The 16,921-nt window shown below is 68.4% G+C and carries 20 protein-coding genes; 5 read left to right on the forward strand and 15 right to left on the reverse strand.

Annotated features, from left to right (window positions below; all coding sequences use genetic code 11):
• The first annotated feature begins 74 nt into the window (after nt 1-74).
• The gene (locus IEX93_RS05120; protein ID WP_188847250.1) at nt 75-734 is read left to right on the forward strand and encodes an SDR family NAD(P)-dependent oxidoreductase; all 660 of its coding nucleotides are present in this window, start codon (nt 75-77) and stop codon (nt 732-734) included.
• Here IEX93_RS05120 and IEX93_RS05125 read toward each other — a convergent pair.
• From IEX93_RS05125 to IEX93_RS05175, 11 genes are read right to left on the reverse strand one after another with little or no spacing between them, the layout of a single operon-like run.
• Nucleotides 688-1,026: a VanZ family protein gene (locus IEX93_RS05125; RefSeq protein WP_188847169.1), complete on the reverse strand. Its 339-nt coding sequence runs from the start codon at nt 1,024-1,026 to the stop codon at nt 688-690. The two genes, IEX93_RS05120 and IEX93_RS05125, sit on opposite strands and share 47 nt — an antisense overlap.
• Nucleotides 1,026-1,418 carry a methylmalonyl-CoA epimerase gene (gene mce / locus IEX93_RS05130; protein WP_188847170.1) on the reverse strand — a complete coding sequence of 131 codons (393 nt, stop codon included), beginning with the start codon at nt 1,416-1,418 and terminating at the stop codon, nt 1,026-1,028. The genes IEX93_RS05125 and mce overlap by 1 nt, the downstream gene beginning before the upstream one ends.
• A gap of 4 nt (nt 1,419-1,422) precedes the next feature.
• A complete protein-coding gene (locus IEX93_RS05135; protein WP_188847171.1) occupies nt 1,423-3,060 on the reverse strand; it encodes an FAD-binding dehydrogenase in 1,638 nt (545 codons plus the stop codon).
• Nucleotides 3,061-3,084: 24 nt separating this feature from the next.
• Entirely contained in the window at nt 3,085-4,035 is a 951-nt protein-coding gene (locus IEX93_RS05140) for a 4Fe-4S dicluster domain-containing protein (protein ID WP_188847172.1), read from the reverse strand.
• Nucleotides 4,035-5,102: a bifunctional 3-deoxy-7-phosphoheptulonate synthase/chorismate mutase gene (locus IEX93_RS05145; RefSeq protein WP_188847173.1), complete on the reverse strand. Its 1,068-nt coding sequence runs from the start codon at nt 5,100-5,102 to the stop codon at nt 4,035-4,037. The genes IEX93_RS05140 and IEX93_RS05145 overlap by 1 nt, the downstream gene beginning before the upstream one ends.
• Before the next feature lie 33 nt (nt 5,103-5,135).
• The gene (gene tatC / locus IEX93_RS05150; protein ID WP_188847174.1) at nt 5,136-5,876 is read right to left on the reverse strand and encodes a twin-arginine translocase subunit TatC; all 741 of its coding nucleotides are present in this window, start codon (nt 5,874-5,876) and stop codon (nt 5,136-5,138) included.
• Nucleotides 5,873-6,097, reverse strand: a complete 225-nt coding sequence (locus IEX93_RS05155) for a TatA/E family twin arginine-targeting protein translocase (protein WP_188847175.1) — start codon at nt 6,095-6,097, stop codon at nt 5,873-5,875. The genes tatC and IEX93_RS05155 overlap by 4 nt, the downstream gene beginning before the upstream one ends.
• A gap of 32 nt (nt 6,098-6,129) precedes the next feature.
• On the reverse strand, nt 6,130-7,491 hold the full coding sequence (gene glmU, locus IEX93_RS05160) for a bifunctional UDP-N-acetylglucosamine diphosphorylase/glucosamine-1-phosphate N-acetyltransferase GlmU (RefSeq protein WP_188847176.1): 1,362 nt from the start codon (nt 7,489-7,491) through the stop codon (nt 6,130-6,132).
• Between the two features lie 4 nt (nt 7,492-7,495).
• Nucleotides 7,496-8,347, reverse strand: coding sequence for a prolipoprotein diacylglyceryl transferase (lgt, locus tag IEX93_RS05165; protein ID WP_188847251.1), 852 nt, complete (start codon nt 8,345-8,347; stop codon nt 7,496-7,498).
• A 15-nt stretch (nt 8,348-8,362) separates the two neighbouring features.
• The gene (locus tag IEX93_RS05170; protein ID WP_188847177.1) at nt 8,363-8,596 is read right to left on the reverse strand and encodes a glutaredoxin family protein; all 234 of its coding nucleotides are present in this window, start codon (nt 8,594-8,596) and stop codon (nt 8,363-8,365) included.
• Nucleotides 8,597-8,599: 3 nt separating this feature from the next.
• Nucleotides 8,600-9,076, reverse strand: a complete 477-nt coding sequence (locus tag IEX93_RS05175) for a DUF456 domain-containing protein (protein WP_188847178.1) — start codon at nt 9,074-9,076, stop codon at nt 8,600-8,602.
• A gap of 89 nt (nt 9,077-9,165) precedes the next feature.
• On the opposite strand from IEX93_RS05175, the gene IEX93_RS05180 reads away from it, so the two are divergent.
• From IEX93_RS05180 to IEX93_RS05195, 4 genes are all read left to right on the forward strand, one after another.
• Nucleotides 9,166-10,227, forward strand: a complete 1,062-nt coding sequence (locus IEX93_RS05180) for a 3-hydroxyacyl-CoA dehydrogenase NAD-binding domain-containing protein (RefSeq protein WP_188847179.1) — start codon at nt 9,166-9,168, stop codon at nt 10,225-10,227.
• Nucleotides 10,224-11,552, forward strand: a complete 1,329-nt coding sequence (locus tag IEX93_RS05185) for an acetyl-CoA hydrolase/transferase family protein (RefSeq protein ID WP_188847180.1) — start codon at nt 10,224-10,226, stop codon at nt 11,550-11,552. The genes IEX93_RS05180 and IEX93_RS05185 overlap by 4 nt, the downstream gene beginning before the upstream one ends.
• A gap of 159 nt (nt 11,553-11,711) precedes the next feature.
• Entirely contained in the window at nt 11,712-14,087 is a 2,376-nt protein-coding gene (topA, locus tag IEX93_RS05190) for a type I DNA topoisomerase (protein ID WP_229906099.1), read from the forward strand.
• A complete protein-coding gene (locus IEX93_RS05195; protein ID WP_188847182.1) occupies nt 14,087-14,350 on the forward strand; it encodes a hypothetical protein in 264 nt (87 codons plus the stop codon). The genes topA and IEX93_RS05195 overlap by 1 nt, the downstream gene beginning before the upstream one ends.
• On the opposite strand, the gene IEX93_RS05200 is transcribed toward IEX93_RS05195, so the two are convergent.
• The 4 genes from IEX93_RS05200 to IEX93_RS05215 all read right to left on the reverse strand — a co-directional run bounded on the left by IEX93_RS05200 (nt 14,289) and on the right by IEX93_RS05215 (nt 16,911).
• A complete protein-coding gene (locus tag IEX93_RS05200) occupies nt 14,289-15,407 on the reverse strand; it encodes a VanW family protein (RefSeq protein ID WP_188847183.1) in 1,119 nt (372 codons plus the stop codon). The two genes, IEX93_RS05195 and IEX93_RS05200, sit on opposite strands and share 62 nt — an antisense overlap.
• A gap of 61 nt (nt 15,408-15,468) precedes the next feature.
• Nucleotides 15,469-16,185: a pseudouridine synthase gene (locus IEX93_RS05205; RefSeq protein WP_188847184.1), complete on the reverse strand. Its 717-nt coding sequence runs from the start codon at nt 16,183-16,185 to the stop codon at nt 15,469-15,471.
• Complete coding sequence (locus IEX93_RS05210; protein ID WP_188847185.1) at nt 16,182-16,511, reverse strand: nucleotidyltransferase domain-containing protein; 330 nt, start codon at nt 16,509-16,511, stop codon at nt 16,182-16,184. Before IEX93_RS05210 ends, IEX93_RS05205 begins: the two co-directional genes overlap by 4 nt.
• Complete coding sequence (locus IEX93_RS05215) at nt 16,492-16,911, reverse strand: HEPN domain-containing protein (RefSeq protein WP_188847186.1); 420 nt, start codon at nt 16,909-16,911, stop codon at nt 16,492-16,494. The genes IEX93_RS05210 and IEX93_RS05215 overlap by 20 nt, the downstream gene beginning before the upstream one ends.
• Nucleotides 16,912-16,921 lie beyond the last annotated feature (10 nt).

Consider the following 16,921-nt stretch of genomic DNA (forward strand, 5'->3'; position numbering starts at 1 on the left):
GAAGTCACCCAAGAACTCTTGAAGCAGGCTAAGGGAGGGCGAGGAAGGAGTTTTGGGTAAAGCCCTGTTTTCTCATCACCGGGGCGGGCGGGGCCCTAAGCCGGGCCCTCATCCCCGCCTTCCACCGGGCCGGGGCGCGGCTTTTCCTCTCGGACCCGAGGCCCGAGCGCATGGCGGAAAGGGCGGAGGCCGTGGGGGCCAAGACCTTTGTGGCCGACCTCACCCGGCTGGAGGAGGCGGAGGCCCTGGCCCGCTTCGTGGAGGGGCAGGCCCCCCTTTACGGGGTGGTCCACACCGTGGGGGGCTTCGCCGCCGGGCGGTTTTTGGACTCCGACCCTGGGCTTTACGACTGGATGCTGGACCTCAACCTCCGCACCACCTTCAACCTCCTCAAGGCCGTCCTTCCCTACATGGAAAAGCGCAAGGAGGGGTTCTTCGCCGCCTTCGCCGCCGGGCCTGCCTGGACGGGCGTGGGCCCGGGAAGGGCCCTTTACACCGTGGCCAAAACCTCCCTGGCGAGCCTCCTAAGGTCCTTGCAGGGGGAGGTGGAAGGGGTCCGTTTCCTCGTGGTCTACCCCATGGGCACCCTGGACACCGAGGCCAACCGCAAGGCCATGCCCCAGGCGGACTTCTCCCGCTGGATCGCCCCCGAGCTCGTGGCAGAGATGGTGGTGGAAGCGGCCAGCGCTAAGGGCGGGAGGCTTCTGGAGCTTCCCATCTACCCGCCCCTTTAGCCCCCACGTAAGCCCCGAGGAGGTCCGCCAGGAGGTCCAGGCCGAAGGCCTCCCGCCCGGGGACGAAGCTTTGGTGCCACTCGTCCAAAAGGCCGTAGAGAAAGGCCCCCAGGAAAGCCGGCCCGAAGCGGCCAAGCCCCAGGCGAAGGAGAAGGCCCAAAAGGGCGTAGGCCAGGAAGTGGGCCCCCTTGTCCCAAGGGTGGGGAAGGCCCGCCCCCGCCGTGGGCTTGCTGGAAAGCCAGAAGAGGAGGCCCATCTCCCCCAGGGCCAAGAGGAGGAAAAGGGGGCGCACTACGCCTCCACCAGTTCCCAAAGCACCCCAAGGCCGAAGCTGGGGTGGAGAAAGGCCACCCGGTGCCCCCCAAAGCCGGGCCTTGGGGCCTCGTCTATGAGCCTGGCCCCTTCCGCCTTAAGCCGGGCCAGGTCCTCTTCTATCCGGGGCGTGGCGAAGGCCAGGTGGTGAAGCCCGGGGCCCCTCTTGACCAGAAACCGCCCCACGGGGGTCTCGGGGCCCAAGGGGGCGAGGAGTTCCAAAAGGGCCTCCCCCTCCCCCTCGAGGAGGGCCACCCGCACCCCCTGGTGGGCCACCTCCCCTTCCGCCACCACCCGGAAGCCCAGAAGAAGGTAGCGGGCCTTGGCCGCCTCGAGGTCCTCCACGGCGATGCCCACGTGGTGAAGCCGCATGGGGCTATTCTAGCCCTTCCAGCACCCCCTGGGCCGCCTGGCGCCCGCTGAAGAGGCACCCCCCCAGGAAGGTGCCCTCCAAGGCCTTGTACCCGTGGAAAGCGCCACCCCCAAACCCCGCCGCCTCCCCCACGGCGAAAAGCCCGGGCAAGGGCTCGCCCTTGGGGGTGAGGGCCCTTCCCTTGAGGTCCGTCTGGATGCCTCCTAAGGTCTTGCGAGTGAGGGTCCATAGCCTGACCGCCACCAAGGGGCCTTTCCCCGAGAGGAAGGGGTGGGGCTTGGCCACCCGGAAAAGCCGGTCTCCCAGGTAGCGGCGGAAGGCGTGGACCATGAGGACCTGGCCGTCCTTGGCGAAGGGGTTTTGAAGCTCCCGGTCCCTGGCCTTCACCTCCCGCTCCAGCCGCACGGGGTCCAAGGCCCCAGGGGCCAGGGCCTCCATCTTGCGCATGAGCTCGGAGAGGTCCTGGGCCACGAGGAAGTCCTTCCCCCGCTCCAAAAAGGCCCGGACGGGGGCCGCGGGGCCAAAGAGGCGGTTTTGCACCACCCCAAGCCAGCTTTTCCCGGTGAGGTCTGGGTTTTGCTCCGAGCCCGAGAGGGCGAACTCCTTCTTCAGGGTGGCCAGGTCCAGAATGAACCAGCTCCAGTCAAAGCCGGTGCTCCGCAGGTAACGCAGGGTCTCCAATGCGTCAAAGCCGGGGAAGAGGGGGGCGGGGAGGCGCTTTCCCATGGCGTCCACCCAGAGGGGCGAGGGGCCGGGGAGGATGCGGATCCCGTGGCGGGTCCAGATGGGGGTGTGGTTCTCCACCCCCTCGGGGTAGTGCCACATCCGGTCCAGGTTTACCAGGCGGGCCCCCGCCCGCTCCGCCAGGAAGAGGCCGTTCCCGTCCACGTGGTCGGGGACCCCGGAAAGGAGCCGCTCCGGGGGCTTCCCCATGTGCTTTGGCCAGAAGCGGCGCACCAGGTCCAGGTTGGCCCCGATGCCCCCCGTGGCCAGGACCACCGCCTGGGCCCGGAAGCGAAAGGCCCCCACCGCCTTGCGGCTCGTGGGGGCCCCCCGGGGCTTGGGGTCCTCCTCCAGGACCACCCCGGCCACCCCCACCGCCTTTCCCCCCTCCACCAGGACCTCCTCCACCCGGTGGCGGAGGAGGACCCTGAGGAAGCCCTTTTCCCCTAGGGCCTCCACCCTTCGCAAGAAGGGGGCAAGGAGCCCTGGCCCCGTCCCCCAGACGATGTGGAAGCGGGGGACGGAGTTCCCGTGCCCCGTGGCCAGGCCCCCGCCCCGTTCCGCCCAGCCCACCACCGGGAAGAAGCGCACCCCCAAGGCGGCAAGCCAGGCCCTTTTCTCCCCGGCGGCGAACTCCAGGTAGGCCTCGGCGAAGCGCCTTCCCCAGGCGTCCTCCTCCCGGTCGTAGCCCGCCGCGCCCATCCAGTCCTGGAGGGCAAGCTCCAAAGAGTCCCGGATCCCTAAGCGGCGCTGCTCGGGGGAGTCCACCAGAAAAAGCCCCCCGAAGGACCAGAAGGCCTGCCCGCCCAGGTAGGGCTCCTGCTCCAAAAGGAGGACCCGCTTGCCCCTTTGGGCCACCTCCGTGGCCACCACCAGGCCGGCGAGCCCCCCGCCCACCACCACCAGGTCGGCGTCCATAGGTTGGGGGCTATTATACCGGGTTCAAAGGTCGTACCAGGGGGGCCTGCCCCGGAAAAGCTCCAGCTCCTTCCCCACCTCTTCCTTGGGGGCCTCTTCCAGCCGGATCACTTGGGGCGGGCAGCTTTCCACGCAGGCCCCGCACCCCGTGCAGGCCTCCACCTGAAGCCTTAGGACGTACTCCTCCCCCTCCCTTACCCGCCTCACCGCCCCCGTGGGGCAGACGTTGGTGCAGACGGGGCATAGGGTGCACCCCTCCTCCACCCGGATCCGGGGCCAGCGGACCTCCGGGGCACGGCTTGCGGCAAGCCGCCGAAGCCGAAGCTCCGCCGGCAAAATCCCCTCCTCCTTGCCCTCCTCCGAAGCGGGCAGGGGGAGCTCGGGGATGAGGTCGGCGGCGGTACGCTTGGCGCTTCCCAAAAGGGCCTGGAAGAGCTCCCGCCTGCCCACCCGCTCCCCGGGAAGCTCCCCTTCCACCACCTCCACCTCCACGGGGAAGTAGCGCCTGGCCTCCTCCGCCATCCGCTCAAGGTGCTGGGGGACCTCCGGCCCCCCGATCCGGCAGGCCCCGCAGTCCCCCCGGGCGAGGACCACCTTGCCGAAGCGGCTTCCCGCCTCGGCCAGAAGCCCCGGGGTGAGGCGGCCCAGGCAAAGGACCTCCTCCCCCTTCCCTTCCGCCTTGGAGCAGCGAAGCTTCCCCTTGCCCCGGATCAGGGCCTCCTGGATGGCCCCAAGGGGGTACTCCAGGGCGATCCCGGGGCAGACCCCGGTGCAGAGGCCGCACCCCGTGCACAAGACCTCGTCCAGCTCCACCCGCCACCCCTCGAGGCGCACCGCCCCCTTGGGGCAGGCCTGGTAGCACCGGTCGCACCCCCCCACGCTGTTCTTGTAGAGGAGGCAGCGGGCCTCGGTATAGCGGGGCCTCGGGTCCGTAGCCTTGAGAAAGGCGTTTAAGAGGTTATCCCAAAGGCCCATCACCCCTCGGGGAGGAGGTCCCTTAGGGCCTCCAGGAAGCGCCCGAACTGGGCGAAATCCATCTGCTGCTGGTTGTCGGAGAGGGCCACCTTGGGGTTGGGGTGGACCTCCACGTGCACCCCGTCCGCCCCCACCGCCAAAGCAGCCCGGGCCAGGGGGGCGAGGAGGTCCGTGCGCCCGGCGGCGTGGGTCACGTCCACGATGACGGGGAGGTGGGTCTCCTGCTTGGCCAGGGCCACGGCGGAGAGGTCCAGGGTGTTCCGGGTCCAGCGCTCAAAGGTACGGATCCCCCGCTCCGCCAGGATCACCTGCTCGTTCCCTTGGGCGAGGATGTACTCGGCGGCGTAGAACCACTCCTCCATGGTGGCGGAAAGTCCCCGCTTGAGGAGGACGGGCTTCCTGGCCTTCCCCACCTCCTTGAGGAGGGCGAAGTTTTGCATGTTGCGGGCCCCGATCTGGAGGATGTCGGCGTATTCCGCCACCACCTCCACGTCCCTGGTGTCCATGACCTCGGTGACGAAGACCATGCCGAAGGCGTCCGCCGCCTTGCGGCCGATCTTTAGGCCCTCCACCCCGAGGCCCTGGAAGCCGTAGGGGCTCGTCCGGGGCTTAAAGGCCCCGCCCCGAAGCACCCGCACCCCCTTTTGGGCCAGGAAGCGGGCGGTCTCCATCATCTGCTCCTCCGACTCAATGGAGCAGGGCCCGGCGATGAGGAGGGGCTTTTCCCCGAAGACCACGTCCTTCACCCGCACCCGGGTGGGCTCGGGCTTGTGCTTTTTGGAGTAGAGGAACTTCTTCTGGTCCTGGCGCTCCTCCAGGTCCAGGCTCGCCTGGAAGATCTCCTTGAAAAGCTTCCTTATGGTCTCGTTGGGGAAGGGGCCCGGGTTTTCGGCGGTGAGGTAGGCGAGCATCTCCTCCTCCCGCTTGGGGTCGTAGTGGGGGAGGCCGAGCTCGGTCTGGATCCGGCCGATCTCCTGCACCAGCCGCCCCCTTTCGGAAAGGAGGCGGAGGATCTCCCGGTTCACCCGGTCCACCTCTTTGCGCAGGGCCAGGATGCGCTCGTCCATGGGCTATTCTATGGCGGAAGGGCTAGCCCCCTGTCAAGCCGCCTCCTGGGGCCTCTGCCTTTCCGCGAGACGAGCCACCAGGACGGAGATCCAGTAGAGGACGAGAAGGGGCAGGGTGACGATGGAGAGGGAGACCACGTCCACCGTGGGGGTGATGACCGCCGCCAGGGTGAGGAGGAGGACCACGGCGATGCGCCAGTTGCGGGCGAGGAAACCGGAGGAGAGAATCCCCAGGCGGGCCAAGAGGTAGCTCACCACCGGCATCTCAAAGACCAGGCCCATCACGGTCATCATCATGAGGATCTGGCCCATGTAGCGGCCGATGGAGATCTGGGGGGTGACCACGTCCCCAAGAAAGCCCAGGAGGAAGGGTATGGCGAAGGGCAGAAAGCCGTAGTAGGCGAAAAGGGCCCCCAGGGCGAAGCTAAACCCAGCCCCCAGGAGAAAAGGCCCCGCCAGGCGCTTTTCGTGCTCGTAAAGCCCGGGGGCGATGAAGGCCCAGACCTGGTAGACGATGAAGGGGAGGGCGAGCACAAGCCCCCCGAAGGCCGCCACCTTTAAGGAGACCAAAAAGGGCTCCGTGATGTCCAGGACGATGAGGTTGATCTGGACGCCGTTCTGCTTGGCCGCCAGGTCCAAGGGTCTCTTAAGCCAGTCCAAAAGGGGGACCCTAAAGGTCCAGGCCACCCCCGTCCCCACCGCCCAGGCGAGAAGGGACCAGAGGATCCGGGCGCGGAGCTCCTCGAGGTGCTCTACCAGCGGGGCTTCCTTCAAGCCTTGGGCTCCTCCTTCTTGGCCTCGGCGGCCACGGCCGGCTTGGGCTCCTCCTTAACCTCCACGCTTTTTTCCAGCTCCTCGCGGATCTCCTGGGCCCCCCGCCTAAACTCCCGGATGCTCTGGCCCAAGGAACGCCCAAGCTCCGGGAGCTTCTTGGGCCCGAAGATGAGGAGGGCCACCACCAGGATCACCAGGATTTCCGGCATGCCCAGGTTCATGCTCTAAGTGTACCACCCGCCCCTGAAGGGAATCACTCCTCGCCCAGCTTCCTCAGGGCGTAGCCCTCGAGGTTCCGCTGCCTCCCCCGGGCCACGGCCAAGGCCCCGTCGGGCACCTCCTGGGTGATCACGCTCCCCGCCCCCACCAGGGCCCGGTTCCCCACCTTGACCGGGGCCACCAAGACGCTGTTGGAGCCGATGAAGGCCTTCTCCCCGATCTGGGTCTTGTGCTTGCGCTTGCCGTCGTAGTTGGCGGTGATGACCCCGGCCCCGATGTTGGTCCCCGCCCCCACCTCGGCGTCCCCCAGGTAGGCGAGGTGCCCCGCCTTCACCCCAGGGTGAAGGAGGCTATTCTTCACCTCCACGAAGTTCCCCACGTGGACCTCCTCCCTAAGGACCGCCCCCGGGCGAAGCCGGGCAAAAGGCCCGGCGGAAGCGCCTCCGTGGAGGTGGGCGCCTTGGGCCACGGTGTGGGCCTGGACCTTGGCCCCGGGTTCCAAAACCGTGTCCTCGAGGACCGCGTAAGGCCCCACCTCGCACCCCTCCCCAACCCGGGTCTTCCCCTTGAGGACCACCCCGGGCCAGAGGACCACATCGGGAGCGAGCTCCACCGAGGGCTCCAGGTAGATGGTCTCGGGGAGGACCATCCGCACCCCCTTTTGCATCCAAGCCCGGCGAAGCCTCTTAAGAAGCACCCCCTCCACCCGGGCGAGTTCCTCGCGGGTGTTCACCCCCAAGGCCTCCTCCGCCACACCCCGCACCGCCTCCACCCTTTTGCCGTGGACCCGGTAGATGGCGATGAGGTCGGGGAGGTAGTACTCCCGGGCGGCGTTTTCGTTTCTCACCTCCCTTAGGGCCTGGAAGAGGAAGCCGTCAAAGGCGTAGGCCCCGGCGTTCACCTCCCGGATGGCCTTCACCTCGGGGGAGGCGTCCTTCTCCTCCACGTTGGCCAAGACCTCCTCCCCCTCGCGGAGGATGCGGCCGTAGCCCGTGGGATCAGGGAGCTCCACGGTGAGAAGGGCCATGCCGGCCCCCGCCTCCACCCGTTCCAAAAGGGCCCTTAAGGTTTCCGGGGTAAGGAGGGGGGTATCCCCCTGGGTTACCAGAAAAGGCCCCGGGAAGCCCCTAAGGAGGCTTTCCGCCTGGAGGAGGGCGTGGGCCGTCCCGAGCTGCTCTTGTTGCCAGGCCACCTCCACGGGGTAGCCCTTTAGGGCCTCCGCCACCACCTCGCCCCCGTGGCCCACCACCACCACGAGCCTTTCGGGCTTTAAGGCCAAGGCGGCCTCGAGGGCGTAGTGGAGCATGGGTTTGCCCAAAAGGGGATGCAGGACCTTGGGCAGGCGGGACTTCATCCGGGTTCCCTGCCCCGCGGCCAGGATCACGTGGGCGTGCATAGGGCTATGCTACCTCCTTCCCCCCGGTGGGATGCCCCCGGCCCAGCCTCCGCAGCATGTAGAGGGAGAGGAGGACGAGGGGCAGGCTCACCACCTGGGTGGCGGTGAAAAGCCCGATGCCGAGCTCATCGTTCCGGTAGACGGGAAGCCACAAGGGGTTTAGGCGGAAAGGCTCCTCCAAAACCGAGCGCAAGACGCTATACCAGAGGAGAAAGTTCCAGAAGGCGTACCCCGGGAAAGGCCTTTTTTTAAGCCAGTAAAGGGAAAGGGGCAGGAGGATGACCCCCACCAAGGCCCCGTAGACCTGGGTCAGGTGCACAGGCCCCCTAAGGAGTTCCGCGCACTGGTACACCTGGGCGATGTCGTCAATGCCGGGGCAGACCCCGGGAAAGCCCTTGGCCCACTCGGGCCAGGTGAAGCCGATGGGCAAGGTGGTGAGGCGGCCTGCGGTGTCGGAGCCATTCATGAGGTTGCCCATCCTCCCGGCGATGATCCCCAAGGCCACCCCCGGGGTGGCGGCGTCCAGGTAGGGCCAAAGGGGGTAGCCCCGTCTGCGGTGGAAGTAGAGGAAGGTTAAAGCCCCGCCCAGCACCGCCCCGTGGAAGGAAAGCCCCCCGTGCCAGATGTAAAAGACCTCCTGGGGGTTCTCTAGGAAGTAGCCCGGCGAGGTGAGGACATACCCGAGCCGCGCCCCCACCACCCCGAAGACCACCGCCCAGAAGGCCACCCGCTCAAAAGCCTCCACGTCCAGCCCCCAGGCCTGGACGCGGCGCTTGGCCAGCTCATAGCCCGCGAAGATGGCCAGGGTGAGGAAAAACCCGTACCACTGGATGCGCAAGGGGCCGATCTCAATCATGGTGGGGTCCACGGCCTACCTCCTTAGCGCCCCCGCAAGCTCCCTTTCGCCGAAGGCCCCTTCCAGAAGCACCCTATCCCCCAAGAGGAGGACCGGGACCCTAAAGGTGTAAAGGCGGAAAAGCTCCGGGTCCTGGTCCACGTCCCGGCGCACGTAAGGAACCCCCAGGACCCATAGAGCCCTTTCCGCCTTCTCGCAAAGCCCGCACCCCTCCCGGGTGACGAAGACCAGTTCCATGGCGGAAAGCATACGTCAAAAGACGGCCCTGAGGACCAGGACCCCCATGGCCAGGTGGACCAAGACCTTGGCCACCACCCCGCCCATAAGGCCCACCAGGGTGCCCCAGGCCGCCTTCAGGGCCTCCTCCGGCCGCCTTCCCGAGAGGTACTCAAAGAGCCAGGCGAGGAAAAAGGGGAGGACCAAGACCCCCACCACCCCGAAGAAAAGCCCCAAAACGCCCCCCAGAAAGGCCCCCCAAAGCCCCGCCCGGCCCGCCCCGTAGCGCCTCGCCCCCCAAAGGGCGGCCACGTTGTCCAAAAGCATGGCGAGGAGGGCCAGGGCCCCAAGCCCAAGCCACGCCCCCAAGGAAAGCTCCCGGAAGCCCACGAGAAGCTCGTGCACCAGGGCCCCGAGGAGGATCACCAAGGTGGCAGGGACGAAGGGGAGGAAGGTGAGGAGCACCCCGAGGACCCACAAGGCCACGAAGAGCCAGTCGGCGAAGGCGTCCACGCCCCAAGCCTAGGGGAGAAGGGGATGAGAAGGGCAAGGGACATCCGCCACCTTCCAAGGCCGTAAGCTTGGAGGCGAGGAGACGGGTCATGGACTTCGGCCTACCCAAGGAACGGACAACCCTCAAAATCCCCCCCGCCCTGGGGGAGGAGGTGCGGGAAGGGCGGGTGGCCCTCACCCCCCAGGGGGTGCGGGAACTCACCCAAAGGGGCCACCGGGTCTACGTGGAGCGGGGGGCCGGGGAGCGGGCGGGCTTCCCCGACGAGGCCTACGAGGCGGCGGGGGCCCGGCTCGTGAGCCGGGAGGAGGCCTTGGGAAGGGGGGAGGTGGTGCTCAAGGTGGCCAGGCCCACCCTCGAGGAGATCGCCCTCCTCCGCCCCGGGGCCACCCTCATGGGCTTTTTGCACCTGGCGGTGGCGGGGTCGGGCCTCATAGAGGCCATGGCGGAAAAGGGCCTTAGCGCCATCGGCTACGAGCTCATCGGGGAGGGAAGCAAGCGGCCCGTCCTCAAGGCCATGAGCGAGATCGCCGGGCGCATGGCCCCCCAGATCGCGGGCCGCCTCCTCGAGGCCCCCCTGGGCCCCGGGGTTCTCCTCTCCGGCCTTCCCGGCATCCCCCCGGCGGACGTGGTCATCCTGGGGGCGGGGACCTTGGGCCGGGCGGCGGCCCGGGCCTTTTTGGGGGCGGGGGCCTCGGTCTACCTTCTGGATAAGGACCTCTCCGCCCTGGAGGCGGCGGCCCGGGAGGCCCCCGGGGCCATCACCGCCCTCATCACCCAAAGCCGCCTGGAGCGCTACGTGGCCTTCGCCGACGTCCTGGTGGGGGCGGTGGCCGTGCCCGGGGAGAGGGCCCCCCGCCTCCTCCCCCGGGACCTCCTCCTCAGGATGCGGCGGGGCTCGGTGCTCCTGGACTTCGCCATAGACCAAGGGGGGGTGGCGGAGACGAGCCGCCCCGGCGTTTACCAAGAAGGGGGCATCACCCACTTCTGCCTCCCCAACGTCCCCGCCCTGGTGCCCCGCACCGCCAGCCACGCCCTCACCGCCACCCTCTTGCCCTTTTTGCTCCAGGTGGAAGACGACCCCCTAAAGGTCCCCGGGCTCCGCCAGGGGGCCTACCTCCTTCTGGGGCAGAAAGGAGGCCACCTAGAATGAGCTACCGCAAGAAGCTCACCTCCCCCGAGGACGCCGTAAGCCTCATCCGATCGGGGATGCGGGTCTTCGTCTCCGGCAACGCCGCCACCCCCACGCCCCTCCTCAAGGCCCTGGCCGCCCGCAAGGACGAGCTGGAAAACGTGGAGCTCGTCCACCTCCTGCAGATGGGGGAGGACCCCTTCGCCGGCCCCGAGATGGAGGGGCACTTTAGGAGGCGCTCCCTCTTCGTGGGCCCCGCCGACCGGGAGGCGGTGAACCAGGGCCGGGCGGACTACGTGCCCATCATGCTCCACCAGGTGCCCTGGCTTTTCAAGCGCCGCATCCTGCCCTTGGACGCCGCCCTTGTCCAGGTCTCCCCGCCCGACGAGCACGGCTTTTGCTCCTTGGGGGTGGAGGTCATCGCCACCAAGGCGGCGGTGGAAACCGCCCCCATGGTCATCGCTATGGTGAACCCCAGGATGCCGAGGACCCTGGGGGACACCTTCGTCCACGTCTCCCGCTTCGCCGCCATCGTGGAGCTGGACTGGCCCCTGCCCGAGCTCAAGCGGGAAGGCTTCGGGGAGGTGGAGCGGAGGATCGGGGAGCACGTGGCGGGCCTCATTGAGGACGGGGCCACCCTCCAGATGGGCATCGGGGCCATCCCCGACGCCGTCTTGGCAAGCCTGGAAGGCCGGCGGGACCTTGGCATCCACACGGAGATGATCTCGGACGGGGTCCTCGAGGCCTGGGAAAAGGGCCTCATCACCGGGGCCAAAAAAACCCTCCACCCCGGCAAGATCATCGGCACCTTCGTCCTGGGCTCGGAGAGGCTCTACCGCTTCGTCCACGACAACCCCCTCTTTGAACTCCACCCCGCCGACTACGTGAACGACCCCTTCGTCATCGCCCAAAACCGCAAGATGGTGGCCATCAACTCCGCCATTGAGGTGGACCTCACGGGCCAGGTGGTGGCGGATTCCATCGGCACCCGGATCTACTCCGGCTTCGGGGGCCAGCTGGACTTCATCCGGGGGGCGGCGCGGAGCGAGGGGGGGAAGCCCATCATCGCCCTGCCCTCCACCGCCAAGGGGCATAGCCGCATCGTCCCCTTCCTCAAGCCGGGGGCGGGGGTGGTCACCACCCGGGCCGACGTCCACTACGTGGTGACCGAGTGGGGCGTCGCCGAGCTCTTCGGCCGCTCCCTGAAGGAAAGGGCCAAGGCCCTCATCGCCATCGCCCACCCGGACTTCCGGGAGGAGCTCACCCAGGCCGCTTGGGAGCGGAAGCTTTTGCCCCGGAGCTACCCCGGGGCCGACCTGAAGGGGAAAAGCGAGCCCCGGGCTTGACAATCCCGCGCCCAGCCCCCTAAATAGGGGGCGATGCCGGGAAAGAGGGCCAAAGGGCCAACCCAAAGCCGAAGAAAAGACCCAAGCCCGGGAGAAAACCCCACCGCCAATACCCTGGTGGTGGTGGAGTCCCCCGCCAAGGCGCGGAGCATCCAGAAGATGTTGGGGCCCGGCTACGAGGTTCGGGCGAGCCGGGGCCACGTGGCGGACCTCCCCGAGCGGACCCTGGGCGTGGACGTGGAGCGGGGCTTCGCCCCCACCTACGAGGTGAAGAAGGACAAGAAGCCCGTGGTGGAGGAGCTAAAGAAAGCCGCCCAGGGAAAGCGCCTCCTCATCGCCACCGACCCCGACCGGGAGGGCGAGGCCATCGGCTGGCACGTGGCGAGGCTTCTGGGCCGCGACCCCAAGGAGCCCATCCGGGTGGAGTTCCACGAGATCACCCCCAGGGTGGTGCGGGAAGCGGTGGAAAAACCCCGCCCCATTGACCAGAACCTGGTGGACGCCCAGCAGGCCCGGCGGGTCCTGGACCGCCTCTTGGGCTACAACCTCTCCCCCCTCCTCTCCCTGGAGTTCCGCAAGCGGGCCCTCTCCGCAGGCCGGGTCCAGAGCGTGGCCCTGAGGCTCGTGGTGGAGCGGGAGGAGGAGATAGAGACCTTCCAACCCGAGGTCTACTGGGTCCTCGAGGGGCGATTCCAGGTAGCCCCTTCGGGACCGGACCCGGAAGGAACCCCCTTCCCCGCCCGGCTTTACGAGGTGGAGGGGAAGCGGCTTTGGACGGGCCAGGGGAGCAAGGAAGGGAAGCTCCACCTAAAGACCGAGGCCGAGGCCAGGGCCCTGGCGGAGGAGGCGGGGCGGGCCACCTACCGGGTGGCCCAGGTGGAGGTGAAGGAGCGGCGCAAATCCCCCCCACCCCCCTTCACCACCTCCACCCTGCAGCAGGCGGCCAGCAGCCGCTTGGGCTACACCGCAAGCCGCACCATGCGCATCGCCCAACGCCTCTACGAGGGGGTGGACCTCCCCGAGGGCACCGTGGGCCTCATCACCTACATGCGCACCGACTCGGTGCGGGTCTCCCCGGAAGCCCTGGCCCTGGCCCGGGAGGTGATCGCCGAGCGCTTCGGACAAGCCTTCCTGCCCGAGGCGCCTCGGGTCTACCAGAACCGCAAGGCAGGGGTGCAGGACGCCCACGAGGCCATCCGGCCCACGGACCCGAGGTGCACCCCGGAAAGCGTGCGCCCATACCTCTCCGAGGAGGAGTACCGCCTTTACGACCTCATCTGGCGCCGCTTCCTGGCAAGCCAGATGCAAGACGCCCTCTACGAGCAGACCGCCCTTCTATGCCAAGGGGGGCGCCTGGTTTTCCGGGCCTCGGGCTCGGTGCTGAAGTTTGAGGGCTACCTCAAGGCCTGGGGGCGGGAGGAGGAAGAGGAAGCCCCCCCGGTGCCCGCCCTCCCCGAGGGCACCCAGGTCCAGCTCGTGGAGGTGCGCCCGGAGAAGCGGGCCACCGAGCCCCCGCCCCGCTACACCGACGCCAGCCTGGTGAAGACCATGGAGGAGCTGGGCATCGGCCGCCCCTCCACCTACGCCCCCACCCTCGAGACCCTGGAGAAGCGGGGCTACGTGGAGCGCAAGGGGCGCACCCTCCTCCCCACCCCCTTGGGCCGCCAGGTGGTCCACTACCTCAAGGAGCGGTTTCCCCAGGTGGTGGCCTACGAGTTCACCGCCCGCATGGAAGACCGCCTGGACCAGGTGGAGGAGGGCAAGGCCCCTTGGCCCCAGGTGGTCTGGGAGTTCTACGAGCCCTTTCTAAAGGAGCTCGCCCAGGTGCCCAAGAAGCTCTGCCCCAACTGCGGCCGCCCCTTGGAGCTCAAGGTGAGCCGCTACGGGCAGTTCCTGGGGTGCACCGGCTACCCGGAGTGCACCTACACCGAGCCTTTGGAGAAAAAAGAGGCCGAGCCCACCGGGGAAGCCTGCCCCAAGTGCGGCAAGCCCCTCCTCCGCAAAGCGGGGCGCTACGGGAGCTTCATCGCCTGCTCCGGCTACCCGGAGTGCGACTACACCCGGGACGACGGCACCCCCACGGGCCAGGCCTGCCCCAAGTGCGGGGGACGCCTTTTGGAGAAGCGGAGCAAGCGGGGAAGACCCTACTACAAGTGCGAGAACAAGGACTGCGACTTCCTCTCCTTCTACCCCCTCCTGGAGGAACGCTGCCCCGCCTGCGGCTGGCCCCTGGCGGGAAAAGGGGAAGGCGCCTGCCTAAACCCCGCCTGTCCCCAGCACGACCCCAGGCTCCTTCCCGCTAAAGCCCCCACCCAAGGCTCCTCCCGGAAGAAGCCCCAAGCCCCCACCCCGCCCAAGGACTGGGAAGCGCTCAAGCCCTTCCTGCCCACCCTCCTCGAGGCCGAACAAAAGGCCCTGGAAGCCCTGGCCCAGGGCAAGCCCCTCTCCGAGGAGGAAGCCAAGCTGGCCAAGCGGGCCCTCTTCAAGCTCCGCATGCGAAAGGGCCGGGCCCAGAAGGAGGCGATCAAGGCCTGATGGAAAGCCTCAAGCTCCACCTCCTGCGCCTGGCCCGAAGGGGCCCCGTGGAGGTCCCGGGGCTTCCCTTGAGGGCCTACCCCCTCCTGGCCCCCGAGGAGCGCCCCCCCAAGGCCTTTTACCTCCTTTTGGAAGGGGAGCTGGTCATTGACCTGCCCGAGGGGCGCTACCTGCACCTGAAGCGGGGCGAGGCCGCCTGGATCACGGAGCCCCACCGCCTTTTGCCCGTGGAGGGGGCGGTTCTTTTGGAGCTTCCGGCCTAGGCCCCACCAGATAGACCGCCCCCCAGGGGCGGTAAAGGCTTAGGAAGCGCTCCTCCACCTGACGGCCATCCCCATAGCGCACCCGGCGGCGCACCTCCACCCGCGCCCCCTCGGCGGCGAAGTCCACCTGCTTGCGGACCCCCGGGGGCAGGGAGGGGTCCAGGACCTCCCGGGGCGGGGGCGGGGGCTTGCGGTCGCTCACAAAGGGGCCTTCCCAGGCCACCTCCCGGTCCTTGGTGCCGAAGAGGTGGAAGCGAAGCCTCGAGCCCACCACCGAGCGCTGGACCAGGATGTGGCCCGGGGTGTCGTTGAGGACCTTCAGGTCCTTGTAGGGCTGGATCACCGCCGCATCCAGGCCCGTGGGCTTGTAGTAGGCCACCTGGTAGCTATGGGCGTGGCGCTCCCGGATGGGAAGCCCGGCGAGGAAGAAGGCCCGGAAGAGGGTGGTGGAGACCTGGCACACCCCGCCCCCCACCCCCTGTTCCGTCCGGTCCCCCACGATGACAAAGGCCTCCTTGTACCCCGCCTCCTGGGTGATGGGGCCCAGGGCCCGGTTGAAGGAGAAAAGCCCCGGGGGGATCAGGATCCCGTCCAGCTTGCTGGAGGCGAGGAGGAGGTTGTGAAGCCGCTCGGGGCTAGACCCCCTAAAGTCCGTCTCCCCCGTGGCCAGGTGTTCCCGCACCCCCAAGGCGTAAAGCTCCCTTAGGCTCGGGCTTGGGGGGAGGTAGCGCACGGGCAGGCGGAAGCTCTTTTTCCCTTGGGAAAGGGCCTCCCGGTAGGCGGCGAGGGCCTCTTCCTCGTCAAAGGTCAGGCCCTTCTTCTCCACCCCCCGCCACCTCCCGTCCTGGTAGACGAAGCGGGGGGGCCTGGGAGGGCGGGCGAGCTTTCGGAGGAGGGCCCTAAGCTCCCCCTCCGAGGCCACGGGGTAGCGCCTCACCCCGGTGTACTCCACCAAGCGCCCTTCCTCCACCACATCTTCCTTCAGGACCAAAAGGGCCTCTATCCCCTGGGCCCAGGCCAGGGCCAGGAAGGCGAGAAGCCCAAACCAAAGCCGCATATCCCACGCTAACACGGGAGGCGCGAAGGGGCTGTGAAAAAAAACCTAGCGGAAGAAGCGCCTAAGCCCCGCCCCCTAGGCCCACCGCCCGGTAGAGGGCCTTTTCCTCCTCCTCGGTGAGGTAGCGGGCCTTCCCCAAGGGAAGCGCCCCCAAGGCGAGGGGCCCCAAGGCGAGCCGCTTCAGGTAAAGGACCCGGTTTCCCCGGAGGGCGAACATCCGCTTCACCTGGTGGAAGCGCCCCTCCCTTAGGACGAGCTCCACCCGGGTAGGGTCCTCTTCCCAGAAAAGCTCGGCGGGAAGGAGCTTTTCCCCGTCCAAAACGAGCCCTTCCCGGAAGGCCCGCCGGTCCTCCTCGGTGGCCGGGTGGAGGAGGTGGACCAGGTAGCGCTTTTCCACCTTGTGCTTGGGGTGGGTGAGGCGGTGGAGGAGGAGGCCGTCGGTGGTGAAGAGGAGAAGCCCTTCGGTGTCCTTGTCCAAGCGGCCCACCGGGGAGAGGTCCCGCACGGGGAAGCCCTCTAAAAGGGCGTAGACGGAAGGGCCTTCCGTGCGACTTGTCACGTAGCCTCGAGGCTTGTGCAAAAGGACGTGGTGGTGGCGGCGCACGGAAAGGGGCCTCCCATCCAGCTCCAGGGAAGCCCCTTCCGGCACGGGAAAGCCGGGGTCAAAGACCCTCTCCCCCGCCACCCGCACCCGGCCCGCCCGGACGAGCCGGGCCACCTCCTTGCGGCTTCCCAGGCCCAGCCGGGCGAGGAGCCGGTCCAGCCTCTCCCCCTTCATAGCTCCAGGGCCCCTTCCAGCCACCAAAGGGCCCCCTTGGCCTTAAGCCGGGCGAACTCCTCCGGGGTGAGCCCCCTGGCCTCCACCCGGCCCCGGTTCAGGCCCTGCAGGAGGGCCAGGCGCTCCAGGGGGTCCTGGGGGAGGCGGGGGGAGACCACCAGGAGGTCTATGTCGCTTTCCAGGTTGAAATCCCCCCGGGCCACGGAACCGTAGAGGAACACCCGGGCCTCCCCCAAGGCCTCCCGCGCCCGCCTAGCGTACTCCCGGGCCTCGGCGAGGAGCGCCTCCCAAGCCTCTAACCTCGCCTTAAGCCCCTCCGAGGCCACGCCACACCTCCTCCACCCAGGCCAAGACCTTCTGGGCCGCCGCCAAAGCCTCCCGGGCCCGTCCTTCGGTGTAGTACTCGTGGGGGCTCCCCTCGGGGTAGGCGTCGGGGTAGCGGGCGGGGATGTAGTGAAGGTCCAACCCCTTGGCCGCCTCCTCCACCTCCCCCGGCACCCCCACCCCCGCCTCCCGCAGGGCCTGGACCAGGCGCAAAAGGGCGTGCCCGAAGGCCGGCCGCCCCAGGCCCCGGAGAAGCCCCTTTAGGGCGTACTCCGCCCCCTGGTGGGCCTTGAAGCTCGCCCAGTCGTAATCCCCCCCTTCCAGGTCCCGCGCCGCCGAGGCCAGGGTGTGGCGGGCCTGGGAAAACCACCTGGCGAACTCCTCCCGGTCCAAGGGCGCCATCCTCCTTATC

This window comes from Thermus composti (assembly GCF_014647535.1).
Classification (GTDB): Bacteria; Deinococcota; Deinococci; order Deinococcales; family Thermaceae; genus Thermus; species Thermus composti.

What these genes read in the sequence shown, in the direction of transcription:
- mce (WP_188847170.1), bottom strand. Translation starts at nt 1,418, where the DNA reads ATGCGGCTTCACCACGTGGGCATCGCCGTGGAGGACCTCGAGGCGGCC.
- topA (WP_229906099.1), top strand. Translation starts at nt 11,712, where the DNA reads ATGTTGGGGCCCGGCTACGAGGTTCGGGCGAGCCGGGGCCACGTGGCG.
- IEX93_RS05145 (WP_188847173.1), bottom strand. Translation starts at nt 5,102, where the DNA reads ATGGACGAGCGCATCCTGGCCCTGCGCAAAGAGGTGGACCGGGTGAAC.
- IEX93_RS05180 (WP_188847179.1), top strand. Translation starts at nt 9,166, where the DNA reads ATGGACTTCGGCCTACCCAAGGAACGGACAACCCTCAAAATCCCCCCC.
- IEX93_RS05185 (WP_188847180.1), top strand. Translation starts at nt 10,224, where the DNA reads ATGAGCTACCGCAAGAAGCTCACCTCCCCCGAGGACGCCGTAAGCCTC.
- glmU (WP_188847176.1), bottom strand. Translation starts at nt 7,491, where the DNA reads ATGCACGCCCACGTGATCCTGGCCGCGGGGCAGGGAACCCGGATGAAG.
- IEX93_RS05200 (WP_188847183.1), bottom strand. Translation starts at nt 15,407, where the DNA reads ATGCGGCTTTGGTTTGGGCTTCTCGCCTTCCTGGCCCTGGCCTGGGCC.
- IEX93_RS05195 (WP_188847182.1), top strand. Translation starts at nt 14,087, where the DNA reads ATGGAAAGCCTCAAGCTCCACCTCCTGCGCCTGGCCCGAAGGGGCCCC.
- IEX93_RS05205 (WP_188847184.1), bottom strand. Translation starts at nt 16,185, where the DNA reads ATGAAGGGGGAGAGGCTGGACCGGCTCCTCGCCCGGCTGGGCCTGGGA.
- IEX93_RS05155 (WP_188847175.1), bottom strand. Translation starts at nt 6,097, where the DNA reads ATGAACCTGGGCATGCCGGAAATCCTGGTGATCCTGGTGGTGGCCCTC.
- IEX93_RS05140 (WP_188847172.1), bottom strand. Translation starts at nt 4,035, where the DNA reads ATGGGCCTTTGGGATAACCTCTTAAACGCCTTTCTCAAGGCTACGGAC.
- IEX93_RS05215 (WP_188847186.1), bottom strand. Translation starts at nt 16,911, where the DNA reads ATGGCGCCCTTGGACCGGGAGGAGTTCGCCAGGTGGTTTTCCCAGGCC.
- lgt (WP_188847251.1), bottom strand. Translation starts at nt 8,347, where the DNA reads ATGATTGAGATCGGCCCCTTGCGCATCCAGTGGTACGGGTTTTTCCTC.
- IEX93_RS05170 (WP_188847177.1), bottom strand. Translation starts at nt 8,596, where the DNA reads ATGCTTTCCGCCATGGAACTGGTCTTCGTCACCCGGGAGGGGTGCGGG.
- IEX93_RS05135 (WP_188847171.1), bottom strand. Translation starts at nt 3,060, where the DNA reads ATGGACGCCGACCTGGTGGTGGTGGGCGGGGGGCTCGCCGGCCTGGTG.